At 38.1% G+C, this 16,911-nt stretch carries 13 protein-coding genes and 1 tRNA gene; 4 read left to right on the forward strand and 10 right to left on the reverse strand.

Annotation, left to right across the window (positions count from 1 at the left end; all coding sequences use genetic code 11):
• The first annotated feature begins 275 nt into the window (after nt 1-275).
• Complete coding sequence (locus tag D172_RS09485) at nt 276-2,657, forward strand: TonB-dependent receptor (protein WP_007378061.1); 2,382 nt, start codon at nt 276-278, stop codon at nt 2,655-2,657.
• Nucleotides 2,658-3,018: 361 nt separating this feature from the next.
• Here D172_RS09485 and D172_RS09490 read toward each other — a convergent pair whose 3' ends face one another.
• From D172_RS09490 to D172_RS09520, 7 genes are all read right to left on the reverse strand, one after another.
• Nucleotides 3,019-3,639, reverse strand: a complete 621-nt coding sequence (locus D172_RS09490; protein WP_007378060.1) for an FKBP-type peptidyl-prolyl cis-trans isomerase — start codon at nt 3,637-3,639, stop codon at nt 3,019-3,021.
• A 69-nt stretch (nt 3,640-3,708) separates the two neighbouring features.
• Nucleotides 3,709-4,092 (reverse strand): hypothetical protein, encoded by a 384-nt coding sequence (locus D172_RS09495; protein ID WP_007378059.1) that lies wholly within the window; start codon nt 4,090-4,092, stop codon nt 3,709-3,711.
• Nucleotides 4,093-4,142: 50 nt separating this feature from the next.
• Nucleotides 4,143-4,233, reverse strand: a tRNA-Ser gene (locus tag D172_RS09500).
• A gap of 96 nt (nt 4,234-4,329) precedes the next feature.
• Nucleotides 4,330-4,707, reverse strand: a complete 378-nt coding sequence (locus D172_RS09505; protein ID WP_007378058.1) for a hypothetical protein — start codon at nt 4,705-4,707, stop codon at nt 4,330-4,332.
• A gap of 203 nt (nt 4,708-4,910) precedes the next feature.
• Entirely contained in the window at nt 4,911-5,459 is a 549-nt protein-coding gene (locus D172_RS09510; protein ID WP_007378057.1) for an NAD(P)H nitroreductase, read from the reverse strand.
• Between the two features lie 131 nt (nt 5,460-5,590).
• Nucleotides 5,591-6,277 carry a DoxX family protein gene (locus D172_RS09515; protein WP_007378056.1) on the reverse strand — a complete coding sequence of 229 codons (687 nt, stop codon included), beginning with the start codon at nt 6,275-6,277 and terminating at the stop codon, nt 5,591-5,593.
• Nucleotides 6,278-6,380: 103 nt separating this feature from the next.
• Nucleotides 6,381-8,342 carry an FAD-dependent oxidoreductase gene (locus tag D172_RS09520; protein ID WP_007378055.1) on the reverse strand — a complete coding sequence of 654 codons (1,962 nt, stop codon included), beginning with the start codon at nt 8,340-8,342 and terminating at the stop codon, nt 6,381-6,383.
• Between the two features lie 290 nt (nt 8,343-8,632).
• On the opposite strand from D172_RS09520, the gene sppA reads away from it, so the two are divergent.
• Together sppA and ansA are read left to right on the forward strand one after the other, a co-directional pair.
• A complete protein-coding gene (sppA, locus tag D172_RS09525) occupies nt 8,633-10,498 on the forward strand; it encodes a signal peptide peptidase SppA (protein WP_007378054.1) in 1,866 nt (621 codons plus the stop codon).
• A gap of 82 nt (nt 10,499-10,580) precedes the next feature.
• Nucleotides 10,581-11,591, forward strand: coding sequence for an asparaginase (ansA, locus tag D172_RS09530; RefSeq protein ID WP_007378053.1), 1,011 nt, complete (start codon nt 10,581-10,583; stop codon nt 11,589-11,591).
• 67 nt (nt 11,592-11,658) lie between these two features.
• Here ansA and gndA read toward each other — a convergent pair whose 3' ends face one another.
• Nucleotides 11,659-13,032, reverse strand: coding sequence for an NADP-dependent phosphogluconate dehydrogenase (gene gndA, locus D172_RS09535; RefSeq protein ID WP_007378052.1), 1,374 nt, complete (start codon nt 13,030-13,032; stop codon nt 11,659-11,661).
• Nucleotides 13,033-13,405: 373 nt separating this feature from the next.
• Here gndA and pyk point away from each other — a divergent pair, with 373 nt between their 5' ends.
• Complete coding sequence (gene pyk / locus D172_RS09540; RefSeq protein WP_007378051.1) at nt 13,406-14,842, forward strand: pyruvate kinase; 1,437 nt, start codon at nt 13,406-13,408, stop codon at nt 14,840-14,842.
• Nucleotides 14,843-14,906: 64 nt separating this feature from the next.
• Here the strand turns inward: pyk and D172_RS09545 are convergent, their stop codons facing one another.
• Together D172_RS09545 and D172_RS09550 are read right to left on the reverse strand one after the other, a co-directional pair.
• Nucleotides 14,907-15,731 carry a LytR/AlgR family response regulator transcription factor gene (locus D172_RS09545; protein ID WP_007379105.1) on the reverse strand — a complete coding sequence of 275 codons (825 nt, stop codon included), beginning with the start codon at nt 15,729-15,731 and terminating at the stop codon, nt 14,907-14,909.
• Complete coding sequence (locus D172_RS09550; protein WP_007379106.1) at nt 15,728-16,801, reverse strand: sensor histidine kinase; 1,074 nt, start codon at nt 16,799-16,801, stop codon at nt 15,728-15,730. The genes D172_RS09545 and D172_RS09550 overlap by 4 nt, the downstream gene beginning before the upstream one ends.
• Nucleotides 16,802-16,911 lie beyond the last annotated feature (110 nt).

Genomic DNA, 16,911 nt, shown 5'->3' on the forward strand with positions numbered 1-16,911 from the left:
TCGAAAATCACTTTGTAAGTGCTTAATAAACAATATCTTATTTATTTTTTATTGTTGAAATGAATTAGTTTATATGATTTAAATATAAATAATTTTAGGCGAATTAATAAAATGTACTGACTACATTTATAGATACTTGATTGTTCATAAAACTGTTTATCGGTGTTTTTAGCCTATTTAACGCAAAAATAAAAGTTATGGTATAACATTGTTGATTCGTTCATTTCTCGGTGTTATATTATATCACAACATAATAACCGCGAACCAATATATCCATGACAAAGCTAACATTAATCTCCTCCGCTATTTTTTCTGTTTTATGTTCTCATTCAGTACTTGCTGCCACAATTAATGGCAAAGTAACAGATAATAAAAATCAACCAATTCAAAATGCGACTATTCATATACATGGTAAGACACAAGGCGTAAAAAGTAATGAGCTTGGCGAATTCTCTATTGAAGTTGATACAGCAAGCCAACTGCATATAAGTAAAAATAATTACATTGATTCTCGAATAGATGTTACAGGTTTATCTAACAATGTAACCGTTTCTCTTAAACCAACCTCGGTAGAAACTGTTGTTGTGTATGCCTCAGCGCTTCATAAAAATAGTCTAGAAATGATTTCTCCAGTGAGTGTTTTATCTGGTGATGAGCTTAGAAATAAATCTAAACCTACACTTGGTGAAACGCTAAAGGGTTTGCCAGGTGTTAACGCCAGCTACTTTGGCCCTGTTTCTTCAAGCCCTATTATTCGTGGCTTAGGTGGCCCTCGCGTTAAAATCATGCAAAATGGTTTAGATAGCAGTGATGCGTCGCGTATTGGTCCAGACCACGCAACATCAAGCGATAGTTTAGCCGCAGAGCAGATAGAAGTATTACGCGGCCCAAGTACCCTACTTTATGGCTCGGGTGCGATTGGTGGTGTAGTAAATGTAGTAGATAACCGCATTCCTACTAGTAACATTGATGAACTAACGGGCGCGGCAGAATACAGTCACGACACTGTATCAAACGCTAATACATATGCTGCAAAATTAGAAAGCGGTTATAACAATTTTAATTTTCATTTTGATGGTACAAAACGTACAGGTGATGATTATCAAACACCTACTTTTACTATCTCTGATGAAGATGGCGATGTAGAAATTGAAAACTCAGTAGAAAATACCTTTATCGATAGTGAAACAGTTAACTTTGGTACTAGCTATGTTGGGGAGCACTTAACGGTTGGTTTTTCATATGGCAATATAGAAACTGATTACGGTATTCCGGGGCATGAACATCATCACGAACATGATCACGAAGACGAAACTGAAGAAGAGCATGCTGAGCATGAAGATGAAACGGCTGAAGACCCAGTTTATGCTCATTTAGAGCAAGACCGCTGGCAAGGACTTGTAAGTTACGCACTGCATAATAACTGGATTGAAACAATCAAATTACGTGTTGGCTACACTGATTATTCGCATAGCGAAATTGAAGACGGTGCAATTGGTACAACCTTTACAAATAAAACGACAGAAGCACGTTTAAATGTAGAGCATAAATTTGCTGATTGGCACGGTATGGTTGGTTATCATTACAGTGATTCTGATTACGATGCTATTGGTGAAGAAGCATTTACACCAGCGAGCGTAACAACAACTAACGCTGTGTATTTATTAGAAGAACGTGAATTTGGTGATGTGACAGTAGAGCTGGGCGCACGTGTTGAAGATTATAAAATAAAAAGCCAAATTTCAGAAGTTGAACACGGCCATGATCACGACGAAGTTGAAGATGACCATGACGATGAAGAAACAATCGGTTACAGCAAAAGTTTTACTAATGTAAGTGTATCTGCTGGCGCTATTTGGCAATATAAACCAGGCCATAGTATTGCGACGAGTATTTCTCATTCAGAACGTGCACCACTCTCTGCTGAATTATTATCCAATGGCTTACACATTGCCACTGGTACGTATGAGCTAGGTCTTGGGTATAACATTGAAGGTAATGAAGCACATTTCGAACCAGAAAATATTAAACAAGAAACCTCAACAAACTTAGATTTAAGTTTTAGACGTTTTAGTGGCGATTTTGGTTATACCGTTAACTTTTTCTATAACGATATTAAAAACTTTTACTTTCAAGAAAATACAGGATTAGTATTTGACGAAGAGGATGGTTTAGAATCAGCTATTGGTGCCCATGACGATGCCGTTGCCGTTTATCAGTTCACAAGTAAAGACGCTGAGCTTTATGGAATTGAGTTTGATGCACATTACCAAATAACACCAAGCGCTATGGTAAAAGTATTTGGCGACTCGACTCGCGCTAAATTAAAAGACGATGAAGGTAATTTACCGCGTATTCCAGCTAATAAGTTAGGTTCTGAACTGCAATACACTTTAGGTGATTTACAGTTGACACTTACTGGCACGCATTACTTTGATCAAAGTGATATAACGGCCTTTGAAACTAAAACAGATGGTTATACATTATTCGATGCACAGGCTAACTACCAATTAGGATTCGGCGCAATAGATGCACAACTTTATCTAAATGTAGATAATATTACTGACGAGTTAGGCTTTGTGCATACCTCTTTTATTAAAGATACCGCCCCACTTCCAGGCAGAAACTTTCGCTTTGGTGTTCGTGGTTATTTTTAATAATCAAAAATCGTTTTAGCTTATATATTTATAAACCGCATTTTATTAATGCGGTTTTTTTATTGTTAGAATACATATCCGTAATAATAGTTAATCAATTTAAGGGATTAAATCTTACTCTAACTGTGTTAAAAATTCTGATATACGACTGCATGGATGTAGGAGGTAGAGCAATGCAGGAGCAATTAGTGATAACAATTAATTAAAGAAATTTTTGCCTTGTTATGGACACAATTTTCTTAGCGCAAAATAGACCACTTAATTAATCGAATTGGTATAAAAGCTTAGATTACAGATACAAAAAAGCCGTATTCAGATCGAATACGGCTTTTTAAACTCTTAATTTTAAAATTTATTTAAATTAAGAAATGATTTCGTGTAGTTCAACGTCAAATACAAGCGTTGAGAAAGGTGCGATTGCAGCACCTGCGCCACGTTCACCATAAGCAAGCTCATGAGGAACGTAGATACGCCATTTAGTACCTACAGGCATCATTTGTAATGCTTCAGTCCAGCCTTTGATCACGCCACCAACTGGAAATTCAGCTGGTTCACCGCGCTCGTATGAGCTATCAAACACAGTACCGTTAATAAGTGTACCGTGGTAATCAACACGTACTGTAGACTCAGCTGTTGGCTTTTCGCCTTCGCCAGTTGCTAGTACTTCGTATTGAAGACCAGACTCAGTTACTGTGATTTCAGGACGTTTTGCGTTTTCTTCTAAGAATGAAATACCTTCTGCAGAAAGTACTTTAGACTCTTCTTCACGACGAGCTTGAATCTCTTCGTTGATTTTTTCAAATGCAGCTTGGATCTCAGGGATCTCAACTTGAAATGCGCTACCAGCGTACGCATCTTTCATGCCTTCAAATACTGAATTTAGGTTTAAGCCTTCAAAAGGATTAGACTTAAGTTGCTCACCCATTTGTAAGCCAATACCGTAACTTGCTTTTTCAGCATCTGTAGTAAAATTATCTGACATAATGTGTTTTTCACGTTTTGTTAGTTAAAAGACGCGACTATGCTATCACAAAATAAACCGCGTTTGGGGCTAGTTTTTGCTGAGTTTTAGCTTAATTAGGCCAACAATATAACTGCAAAGCGGCAAACTGAATAAAATTCCAACAAGTAGAGGCATTGTTAGTAATCCTGATTCGCCAAGCAGTAAAAATGGCACGACAAGCAGCCCTATACAACCGATAAAAACAGAGCCAATAACTGGCCAATGCTTATCGTATTTAGTAATAAGATGGGCAGCTAAAACATTAAAACCAACACCATAAATTAAAGCGGTAATTAATGGGTATTCTGGTTGAGCGTCTATAGCCATTTTTACTAATAAGCTAATAGCACTTTGATAGCAGTAACCAAATACCGTCCATAGTAAAGTATGTTTAATTAGTAATTGTGGGATTGATTGAATTTGTTTTGTCATTTTTAGTTCCACATAGCAAAAAACCGCCAATAAGGCGGTTTTTTAAATAATGGTGGAGAGATAGGGATTTGAACCCTAGATGGGCTATAAACCCATGCCGGTTTTCAAGACCGGTGCATTCGACCACTCTGCCATCTCTCCGTACGGCGCGGATAATAGAGTGAAATGCATTGCTTGTAAAGAACTAATACACTCTAGTGAGTAAAAAATTAAATATATTTATTAATAATCTACTTGTTAGTAATACTGCTTTGGTCTTCGTGCAATAAACGAACAAATCAAACATGCTAACAAACTCAGTGCAAATAGCGTTATGCTTTGAAAAATCATATCAAATTGATTTAAATCACCACTGGGTATCACAACAAGGATAAGGGTGGGTAGTAGACTTAACATTAATACATAGCAACATATTTTAAATGCCCGACCAAAATCAAATCGTTTAGATTGTTGCATCCACCAAGTTAATATTACTAATACACCAATAGCCGAACCTGCCGCAAAATGCGCTATATTAGTACTCATAGCAACATAGAGTGTGACAAGAGCTCCCAAAACACCCCAGATTGACCATGCTAACCAGTTTTCTTTTTCACGTAAAAATAAATTACCCATCGTTTTCGTCTTCTTTATCGTTATTTTTATTAAGACTTTCCATACATTATCAAAAAACAACCGATTAAAAAACAAACTGAAGAAGAATTATTATACTTTATGCTTCCAAGCACTTCTCACAGCCGAACCATTAATTTTTTCTCTAAGCAATATACAACATTAATGATTTAAGACTATTAGAATTAGGAAAAGTTCATACTATTTTACAAATAACTAAAATAATTTTCAGGTTTATGGCGAGCCGATTTTTTGCAATCTACAGTCGGCGTACCTATATATAAATAGCCCACTATTTCATCGTGTTCTTGCAAATTAAGTGCCTTTTTAACAGCCTGACTTTGTGCAAAATACCCCGTACGCCAAACGCCACCTAAACCTTGTGCAAATGCGGCTTGTTGCATTGCCAATACACTGCATCCTGCACTTTGTATTTGCTCTATTCGAGGGACTTTTGGGTGTTCTTGGTATTTTGCAATCGCAATAATAATCATAGGTGCACGAAATGGAAGCTCTTTAGCACGATTAATTACTTTTTCTTCTTGTAGCTCTGTCACTGCACTTTGATGATAAATTTCGCCTAATTTATGGCGCGCATCACCCTGGGCAATAATAAACTGCCAAGGGGCTATACAACCATGATCAGGAACACGTAATGCTGCTTGCTGAATAATTGCAAGTTGCTCCTCATTTGGCGCGGGATCAGTTAATTTTGGATCAGATTGACGGGTAAGTAGAAGCTCGATTGCGTTCACAGCTATTTCCTTAAAATTAAAAACGTTAGGGTAGCATTTTAATGCTGAAAAAATAAATATTGAAAGTCTAAAACGCAAAACGGCTACATAAATAATAATTTAAGTAGCCGTTAGTAATACATGTTAAGTCGTTATTCTTTTAGAGCAACTCGCTTTAGCCAATAATCAATACTGACAAAACGTCCGCCGCCCATAAAAAATAAGCTAAATAGCATAGCAAAGTAGATTGCTGAAAACTCAATGCCATTGTTTAAAATCGATGGTTTACCTTTTTCGTATAAGTAATCGGAAGAACCATGTTCTTCGACTAATCCACGAATTATCCCGATTCGGTTTTGTACTTCTAAAGAGTTATCGAGGCTTTCTTTGGCACCTGGAACAGATAGCCAATCAAGTACTTGTGCTGCACTGGTATCAGGGTTTGTAGGTGCTATTGCAAACCAACCATTATGCCAATGCACTGATGTTGCCGCTACAACCATCGTGAACATCAGCGGAATGCTAACTAAGCGAGTGAGCAAACCAAGCAGTAAAAACCAGCCGCCTAAGAACTCACTCCACCCCGCTAAAAAAGCAAGTAAATCGGGAAAAGGTAATCCTAATCCCCATTCACTATTGCCAAACCATTGAACAACGTCGGGAGAGGCTAAAAAGTTATCAAAAAAACTTTCGGTTTCACCGCTTATCGCAAGTTTATTGTAACCTGCAATAATCATTACTGGCGCTAAAATCAAACGAAATAGTAAAGCGGGGAAACCATCTAAAAATGATAATTTACCCAAAATTGTATCGTAAATACCAATTATTTTATTTTTCATGTATGTCCTGTTCGTTCATTGTTTATTTAGTTATAGACTATAAACAACCAAGACCGCACTAAAACAAAAAGTATTTCACTGCACAAATATAGCATTATGTTCGTCAAATACTGCGGGCAATTTGCAATGCTTCAAATATCGCGCGCTTAGCGTCAATTGCTGAAGCGAGTTTAGCACCGCCTATGACATGTACTTTAGCATTATCAAGTTGATTTTTGAGCACTTCATTATTTGATACCTGCCCGATACAGGCAATAACAGTATCAACTGGTAAGGTTTGTGTCTCACCTGCAACAGTTATGGATAAACCATTTTTATCAAAACTGTTATATTGGCAATCAGCAATTTGCTTAACACCATGTTGTTTTGCGACTTGGCGATGTATCCAGCCTGTTGTTTTGCCTAACTCACTACCAAAGCGCCCTGCACTTCGCTTTAACATGTATAATTGGCGTTCATCTTTATGTGGTTGTGGCTCACATTCAATGCCCCATTGCGTTTTAAAATCGCTAATAGTTTGTGATTTGTGCTCACTTAAAAATGCGACCATATCAAAACCTATGCCACCTGCGCCTAAAATTGCAATTGATTTACCCAGCTCTACTTCGCCACGAATAACTTCGTCGTAGGCAAAAACACGTTTACCATCATTACACTTAATCGTTGCTTCACGTGGTCTTACACCTGTAGCAAAAATAATATCATCATAGCTTTCAAGCATACTGTCATTATAAGCTTTACCCAATTTAACACTCACATTTAAACGTGCTAACTCATTAGTGTAATAATTTAAAGTGTGGTTAAAGTCTTCTTTACCGGGTATTTGCATAGCTAAATTAAATTGGCCACCCATCTGCTCTTTTTGATCAATTAACGTGACGTGATGGCCTTTTTGCGCTAAATAGCAACTTGCCGATAAACCAGCAGGACCGGCCCCCACTACCAATACATTTTTAGCTTTAGTCGCTTGCTCTAATGGGTAATCTAGCTCAAATGCAGCTTGTGGATTAACTAAACAGGTAGCACGTTTATTCTTAAACACGTGATCTAAACAACCTTGATTACACCCAATACAGATATTGATTTGCTTAGATTGCTTATTTACATACTTATTAAAAAACTCAGGGTCAGCCAATAACGGACGAGCCATTGAAATTAAGTCTGCTTCCCCGGCAGTTAAAATATCATTAGCAATTTCAGGTGTATTAATTCGGTTAACAGCAATTACTGGGACACTAACTACATCTTTTAAGCGTTTTGAAGCTTCTTTAAATGCACCAGGTGGCACCATACTCGCAATAGTCGGTACACGCGCTTCGTGCCAGCCAATGCCTGTATTAAAAATATCAACGCCCGCTTTTTCAAGTTCAATAGCTTGAATTGTCACTTCATCGGGTGTTGAGCCATTTGGGATTAAATCTATTACTGATAATCTAAAAATGATTAAAAACTTTTCAGATACTTTTGCTCTCACTGCTTTAACTATTTCAAGCGCAAGTCGCATTCTGTTTTCTAGGTTACCACCAAACTCATCTTCGCGTTTATTAGTATGAGGCGCCATAAATTCATTAATTAAATAACCCTCAGAACCCATCACTTCTACGCCATCGTACCCTGCTTTTTCAGCCATATAGGCAGAGTGCGCAAAGTCTTTAATTGTTTTTTTAATAGACCCTAATGACATAGCTTTAGGTTTATAAGGATTAATAGGTGCTTGTATGGCACTTGGCGCTTGATTGAATGGATGATATGCATAGCGTCCAGCATGTAATAGTTGCAGGCAAATTTTCCCGCCATGTTTATGCACAGCATCTGTATATGCGCGATGCTTAAATACGTCATAATAACTATTAAATGAGGAAGAAATAGGTGTCAATTTACCGCGTAAATTAGGGCTGTACCCGCCCGTAATTAACATTGCGGTACCGCCCTTGGCACGTGCTTCATAAAAAGCACGTAGGCGTTTTCGGTTATGCCAGCCTTCTTCTAAGCCCGTATGCATTGAGCCCATCACTAAGCGGTTACGTAATTGTGTGTGTTTTAATTGTAGTTGTTGTTCTAACATCCTCTGCCCCGTTAACTGGTCTAACCTGTACACATTAGCTAATTCTGCTTCAATGGCAAGTAATAAGCAATATTTGACTGCATTTAATTGTGAACCTCTTAACATAATTAACTAATTTTTAATGCGCATTAATTTGATGCAAAAAAATTATTAAATACTTCAAAAATACTGTATTTATGGGCACTTAAACACATTCATAAACACTTCGTTACGATTTAGCAGTTAAATTTTTTTTTATTCTAGGATAAGATGGAATAAACGTATTAGCTGTACCAAATTAAGGAGCTATTTTGATAGCAAAAATATTTAAAGGTATTTGGGCTGGGATTAACTTTTCTCGTCGATTAGTACTTAACATTTTGTTTTTATTACTTGTAATTGTTTTTATTGCGGGTATATCAAGCGATGACGATAAGATAATTATTGAAGATGGTTCTGTCCTAAGATTAAATCTTAATGGTCCTATCGTAGAAGAAAAAACATACATTGATCCAATTGAAGCAGCTATCAGCGATGTGACATCAGGTTCAGAAGTACCAAGTGAAATTTTACTAGATGATATCGTTGAAGTAATTAATGAAGCGGCTAAAGATGAACGCATTACTGTGTTACTTCTTGATTTACAAGAAATGCCTAAAGCACATTTGAATAAGCTTAAGCAAATTTCAAGTGCCATTGACCGCTTTAAAGAAACAGGTAAAAAAGTTATAGCATCAGGCTATTACTACACGCAAGCGCAATACTATATAGCATCGCATGCTGATGAAATTGCTATGCACCCTTACGGTAGCGTTGCAATTGAGGGGTATGGCATGTACCCACTTTACTTCAAAGATGCACTTGAAAAACTTGAAGTAACGCAGCATATTTTCCGTGTTGGTACTTTCAAGTCGGCAGTAGAACCTTTTATCCGTAATGACATGTCTGATGCAGCGAAAGAAGCTAACCGTGTTTGGTTAGGCGCTCTTTGGAGCGAATACAAACAAGATGTTGCTGCAGTACGCCCTTTTGATGAATCAAACTTTGACGAAACAATGGATGTGTATTTAGCAAAAATGCAAGCCGCAAATGGTGACGCTGGTAAATATGCACTAGATCATCAATGGGTTGATTCGTTAAAAACAAGTCAACAGATCCGCCAACAACTTATCGACTTAGTTGGCACACAAGAAGATGGTAAAACATTTAAGCAAGTATCATTTCGTGAATACTTAAGCTTAGTTAAACCACCTATTGCATTTGATAATCCACTAACTGAAAAAGTAGCCGTTGTTGTTGCAAAGGGCACAATTGTTGACGGTGAACGTAAAGCTGGCGAAATTGGTGGCGACTCTACTGCAGCCCTTCTTCGTAAAGCACGCCTTGATGATAAAGTTAAAGCAGTTGTACTTCGTATCGACTCTGGTGGTGGTAGCATGTTCGCCTCTGAAGTTATTCGTGCTGAAGTGCTCGCACTAAAGGCAGCGGGTAAACCGGTTATTGCTTCAATGAGTTCTGTAGCAGCATCGGGCGGTTATTGGATTGCCTCTGCAGCAAACGAAATTTGGGCAGCGCCGAGTACAATAACAGGTTCTATTGGTGTGTTTGGTACGTTTATGACATTTGAAAAAACCTTGTCTAAAATTGGTGTTTATTCAGATGGTGTTGCAACAACTGAAATGGCAGGTTTTTCTATCACTCGCCCACTAAACGAAAAAATGGGTCAAATAATTCAAATGAGTGTTGAAGAAGCATACGGTCGCTTTTTAAATGTTGTGGCCGAAGCACGTAATATGACCCCAGAGCAAGTTGATAAAATAGCACAAGGGCGCGTATGGATTGCTTCGCAAGCTCTAGAGTTAGGCTTGGTAGATAAGCTTGGTAATAAACAAGATGCAGTTGATGCTGCAGCTGCTCTTGCAAAACTAAATCACTACGAAGTTAAAACAATGACGCATGATTTAAGCCCGCAAGAAAAAATGATGCAAGATATCTTTGGAAATGCGTCGATTAAATCAATGTTAGGCCTACAATCACAAAAAACATCAGTGCTCGCTACGCAAGCTAACTTGCAAAGCGTTATTAACCAATTAAGTACTGAAGTTGAAAACCTTAAAGATTACAACGATCCACAAGGTGTATATGCACGCTGTCTAGTGTGTGACGTTGCACAATAAAAGTGCATCGCTTCGTCTAATCAGCTGTATTTGAAGCTGCTTAACGTTATACTAAGCCCAGTTTTTTTACTGGGCTTTTTTTATGAAACGCAAACGCATTTATATCGCTTACACTGGCGGTACTATAGGGATGAAAAAATCGAGCCGTGGTTACATTCCGGCCGAAGGCTTTTTAACTGAGACAGTGGTCAACAACGCTGAATTTAATCGTGATGAAATGCCTTTATTTGATATTCACGAATACTGTCCTCTTATTGATTCGTCTGATATGTCGCCTGCTCATTGGCAACTTATTGCTGATGATATTAAAAGTAAGTATCAACAATACGATGGTTTTGTTGTTCTGCACGGCACTGACACAATGGCGTACACCGCCTCTGCACTTTCGTTCATGTTTGAAAATCTGACTAAGCCTGTGATTGTAACCGGCTCGCAAATTCCGCTTTCACAATTGCGCTCAGACGGACAAGTCAACTTGCTTAACGCAATGTATTTAGCCGCAAACTATCCGATTGCTGAAGTAAGCTTGTTTTTCAATAACCAGCTATTTAGAGGAAATAGAGCAACAAAAGCCCATGCTGACGGTTTTAATGCATTTGCATCGCCTAACCTTGAACCTTTAGCGCTATCTGGTATTAGTATTCAACTTATTAAAGGTCAGCTTAGCCCTTACGTTGAAAACGAGCTGCAAGTAACGCCTATAACGCCCCAACCTATCGGGGTGCTATATTTATACCCAGGTATTAGCCGAGACGTAGTTAAAAGCTTAGTAAACGACAATATTAAAGCCTTGGTCTTACTTAGTTTTGGAGTGGGTAATGCACCTCAAGATCCAGAATTTTTATCGGTGCTAAGTGAAGCAAGTAAGCGCGGAATGGTCATCGTTAATTTAACCCAATGTTTAAAAGGTCATGTAAACATGGGGGGGTATGCAACAGGTAACGCATTATTAAATATTGGTGTTATTAGTGGATATGATATGACGTTAGAAGCCTGTTTAACTAAGTTACATTACTTATTTAGTCAAAAGCTTGAAATTGAGACTATTCGCCATTTAATGCAAGACAATTTACGTGGTGAATTAAGCAGATAATAACGCACAACTAAAAACAAAAAGGCACGCTAATAAGCGTGCCTTTAAACTTTTAAACAATTGCTTATTATCTAACTTTAGCGTCTATCTCTACTAAATCTGTTAAATGGCACATTTCACCACTGTGGGTTTTAATACCGTGTTCACCAAAGTAATCACGCTGGGCTTGTACTAAATGCCCATTACTTGGTGTAGTTAACGTCGCTAAATAAGTTTGCGATGAGCTAAGCACTGGAAACGCTAAGCCAGACATAATTGCTTGGCCTGTTACCTTACGAAGTGCCGCAGCTTCTTTATCAAGAGAATCAATAAATTCAACGCCTTGCGCTACGCTATCTAAATAATCGGCGCGAATAATACAACCTGCGCGCCAAGTTTGTAATGTTTTAGATAAATCAACTTTCCATTGATGTGTACGCGATGCACCCTTTATAAGCGCTAAACCTTGGCGATAAGCCAATAAGCTTGCAAGCGTAAATGCATCTTTTAGCTCTTCTAAATCAATATCAACGTTGTTGGTTGATTTAGTTGCATAGGTCATCTCTTGTGCGGCAGTTGTATCGCATGCATTGGTTAAATGACGAGCTTGCACAGCAGCAACAAGTGAAGGGACAGCAATACCAAGTTCGAGTGCATTTTGCGCAGTCCAGAGACCGGTCCCTTTGGCGCCAACTTTATTATCAATTAAGTCCGCAAGCGGAACATTTTTTTGATTTTCAAGGGATAAGATATGGCTAGAAATCGAAAGCAGGTAACTATTTAATTGACCTTTTGACCAATCATCAAAAATAGCAGCCACTTCTTTGGGTGAACGGCCTGTGCCTAAACGAAGCAATTGGTACACTTCAGCGATTAATTGCATCAGTGCATATTCAATACCGTTGTGAACCATTTTTACAAAATGACCACTCGCAGACTGGCCTACGCGCGCAAAGCATGAGTCGCCATTATAGCTTGCAGCTACTTTTTCAAACCAAGGTTCAATACGTTCCCAACCACCCTCAGAACCACTTGCCATCATTGCAGGGCCATGACGAGCGCCTTCTGCACCACCAGAAATACCCATAGTGGCAAATTCAAATTTATTTTGGTACTTAAGTTTACGCGTTATACCGTCTTTATAATTACTGTTACCACAATCAACAATCATGTCATTGCAATCAACGCCCGCATCCACCAGTTCATTACAAACTGTATCAACTAGCTCACCAGCAGGAACAAGCAGTAAGATTGAACGAGGTACTTCTAAACGCTTTACCATGTCTCTTAAATCAGAAACAATATGCAGTCTATCGGCCATACCTTGCGATTTAGCACAACTTAATAACTCTTCACCCGCATGCGGATTTTTGTCATAAGCGACTAGCGTAATCCCTTTTTCAATCAAGTTTAAAGCAAGATTTTTCCCCATAACGCCTAACCCGACTAATGCAACTTGCATTTAGTGTCCTCCTCGGTAACAACTATTTGGTTAGTGAATGTAAATAATACCGTGTGCATTATACTGATACAGTCATAAAAGACTAATCACATAACTAATACAACATGCTTTTTTAATATAGATAAATAAGCTACGCGATTATATCAAACATCAGTGCTCTCAGGGTGACAAAAAGCAATGCTATTTAAAATTTAAGAACATTGACGCATTCTGACACCGGTGTCATAATGATGACACAATAGTTTTGTATAAAATAGTGGCAATAATACAAACATTGTCCATAACTAAAAATATTTTTACCTTTTTGTATTTGTATTTTAAATAACAAAACAACCGTTAACCCGCTTACATCTTAAGCACACAGGAGAATTTGATGCTAAGACGCACAAAAATAGTCGCTACCCTTGGGCCTGCTACCGATAGAGATAACAATTTAGAAAAAATTATTCGCGCCGGCGCCAACGTTGTACGTTTAAACTTCTCACATGGTATTGCACAAGATCATAAAGACCGTGCGCAAGCTGTACGCGATATTGCAAAAAAATTAGGCAAGCATATTGCCATCCTTGCTGACCTTCAAGGCCCTAAAATCCGCGTTTCTACTTTTAAAGAAGGTAAAGTAACGCTTGCTGTGGGTGCAAAGTTCACTCTTGATGCAAAAATGGAAAAAGGCGAAGGCGATGTTAACTCTGTAGGTATTGATTATAAAGAATTACCTAACGATGTTAGCCCTAACGACTTACTCCTCCTAAATGACGGCCTTATCCAACTAAGTGTTGATGAAGTAGCTGGGCACTTAGTACATTGTACTGTAACTGTTGGCGGTGTTTTATCTAACAATAAAGGTATTAACCGTTTAGGTGGTGGCTTAACTGCTCCAGCATTTACTGAAAAAGATAAAGAAGATTTAATCACGGCAGCTGAAATTGACGTAGATTATATAGCAGTTTCATTCCCTCGTAGTGGCGATGATATGCGCTACGTTCGCTCTCTAGCTGAAGCGGCTGGTTCAAAAGCACAACTACTTGCAAAAATTGAACGTGCTGAAGCCGTTGAAACACAAGAAGCTGTTGATGACATTATTTTAGCGTCTGACGCTGTAATGGTTGCTCGTGGTGATTTAGGTGTTGAAATTGGTGATGCTGCACTAATGGGCAAGCAAAAACTAATTATTCGTCGTGCTCGTTCATTAAACCGTACTGTAGTAACAGCAACGCAAATGATGGAATCGATGATCGATAACCCGATGCCCACTCGTGCAGAAGTTATGGATGTTGCAAATGCTGTTCTTGATGGAACAGATGCTGTAATGCTTTCTGCTGAAACAGCGGCTGGTGATTACCCTGAAGAAACAGTTGCTACAATGGCACGTGTTTGTTTAGGTGCTGAATCTCAAAAAGAAACACACGTTTCTAAACATCGTTTAGATAGTCGCTTTTCTAATAATGCTGAATCAATTGCCCTTTCTGCTATGTATGCAGCAAACCATTTAGATTCTGTTAAAGCAATCATCACACTAACTGAATCTGGCAGTACGGCTAAACTGATGTCGCGTATTAGCTCTGGTTTACCAATCTACTCGCTTTCACGTCATGCAAGTACGTTAGGTCAAACGGCACTTTATCGTGGTGTTTACCCAGTATTTTTTGATTCTACAAAAACTGAAAAAGACGGTATGGTAAAAGCAGCACTTGATACTTTAGTTGCTCAAGGCTCTTTAGAATCTGGCGATACAGTGATCATTACTCACGGTGACTCAATGGAAACCGTGGGCGCAACTAACACAATGAAAATCGTAACTGTTGTATAATTACTAAATATAAAAAATGCGAGCTTAGCTCGCATTTTTTGTGCCTGTAATAAAAGCGTTGGCTTTAACTTGCTAATGCCGCTTTTACTTTATCTCGGTAGCTTCGGCTTACTTTTAGTTCTTGTCCATTTTCAAGCACCAACAAGTACTCACCACTAACTTGTGTAACCAATTTACTAATTTGTTTTGTGTTAACAATGGCACTTCGGTGAACGCGGACAAACAAATGAGGATCTAGCTCTTGCTCTAGCTCTTTCATTGTTTTACGTAAAATATGTGTTTGTCCATCTTGGCAATGTAGGCACATATAATCGCCAGCTGCATCTACCCATTGGATTGTTGCTGCCGGAACGCGAATAATTTCCCCCTGCTCTTTTACGGCTAACGACTCTGGGTAGCGTCTGTCTGTCAATGTATCGCCAGTGGCTAACTTCTTAAGTATTTCTTCGCAATTATTACCTGTAATACCGGCTACAAAACTCGCTAGTTTTTTCTTATGGGCGTTGTCTTGCTGCGTTTTTAAATAGGTATGCACTTTTTCTACCGCCTGTTTTAGTCTGTTATCGTCAACGGGTTTTAAAATGTAATCTAATGCATGAATCTCAAACGCTTTCACTGCAAATTGGTCAAATGCAGTTACAAACACAATCGCAGGTAATACTTTCGTACTTTCGCTAAGTGCTCGTGCGACTTCAAACCCATTCATGCCTGGCATTTGAATATCTAAAAATACCAAATCTATTTTTTCGTTTTTACATGTTTCAATTGCATCAGCACCAGAGCTACATAATTTAATTACTTCAATATCTGTAAATTCTGCAAGCCTTACATCTAAACCTTTACGTGCTAATGGTTCGTCATCAACAATAAGTGTTTTTATTTTTATCATTTCTTCACAGCCTTCTCAAACGGTACTCGCAGATTAACTTTTAATCCACTTGGCGTATTATGTGATAATACAAACGAATAATTATTTTCGTAGAGCGTTTTTAATCTATCTTTTGTGTTTGCGACACCAACCCCTTGGGCATTGACGAGTTGGCCATCTTTTATTTCTGTTCCAGGACCATTATCGCCAACCTCTAACAGTAACTCATTAGCAAACACTTGCGCTTTAATATCAATCACACCGCCTTCTGTTAAGTGTGCAATAGCGTACTTAATTGAATTTTCTATAATAGGTTGCAAAATTAAGCTCGGTAATAATGCTTGCTTAGCTTCTTCGCTTACTTCAACGTTTACTTTTAATCGTTCGTCAAATCGCACACGTTCAATTTCAAGGTATAACATAAGCGCATGAAGTTCTTGCTCTAGCGGAACTTTTTTAATGGGATCAGTATTCAATGTATAACGCAAAAAGTCACTAAGTTTAGAGACCATTAAATTAGCATCTTTATTTTCTTTCACCAAAATCAATGTAGAAATTGCGTTAAGCGTGTTAAACAAAAAATGAGGATTTAGTTGATATCTTAGCATTTTCAATTGCGCTTCATGTGCCATGGTAGTCGCTTTTAACGCCTTTTGCCGTTCACCTTGTAGCAATTGATAATACTTAACGCCAAAGTATAAACCACTCCAACACAGTATAATATAAACTGAATCTAAACCCTGTTGTAAGTAATAAAACCACTCTTCAGGCCTATATCCGTGTCGGTAAATTTCCCATAGATTGAACTTTTGAACCACCGCCCACAAAGTACCGGTTATGTAAGAGGCACCAAATACCACCAACATAAGCACCCAAGGGGAGGCGTTCCATATTGTGCGATAGATATAACGAAGTGGCACTGTCATTAAACAGCCGGCATAAGCATTGAGTAAAATAACAAACACGTAAATATCACGCATTTCAAATACTTTAGAGCCGATGTAATTTACCAGTGCATAACCAATCCAGCCTGCAATTTGCAAAAGCCAAAAAAAGCGTTGTCGGTTATCAACTAACGATTGCCAGTTCAAAATTTACTTTTACTCCACAGTGTTAAAGCCTAATTATATAAAATCAACTTTTCGCTTGGCCTGATATTTTCTTATTTTGATAATAAAAAACAGCGTAAAATTAACTTTTA

The organism is Pseudoalteromonas sp. Bsw20308 (genome assembly GCF_000310105.2).
Lineage (GTDB): Bacteria > Pseudomonadota > Gammaproteobacteria > Enterobacterales > Alteromonadaceae > Pseudoalteromonas > Pseudoalteromonas fuliginea.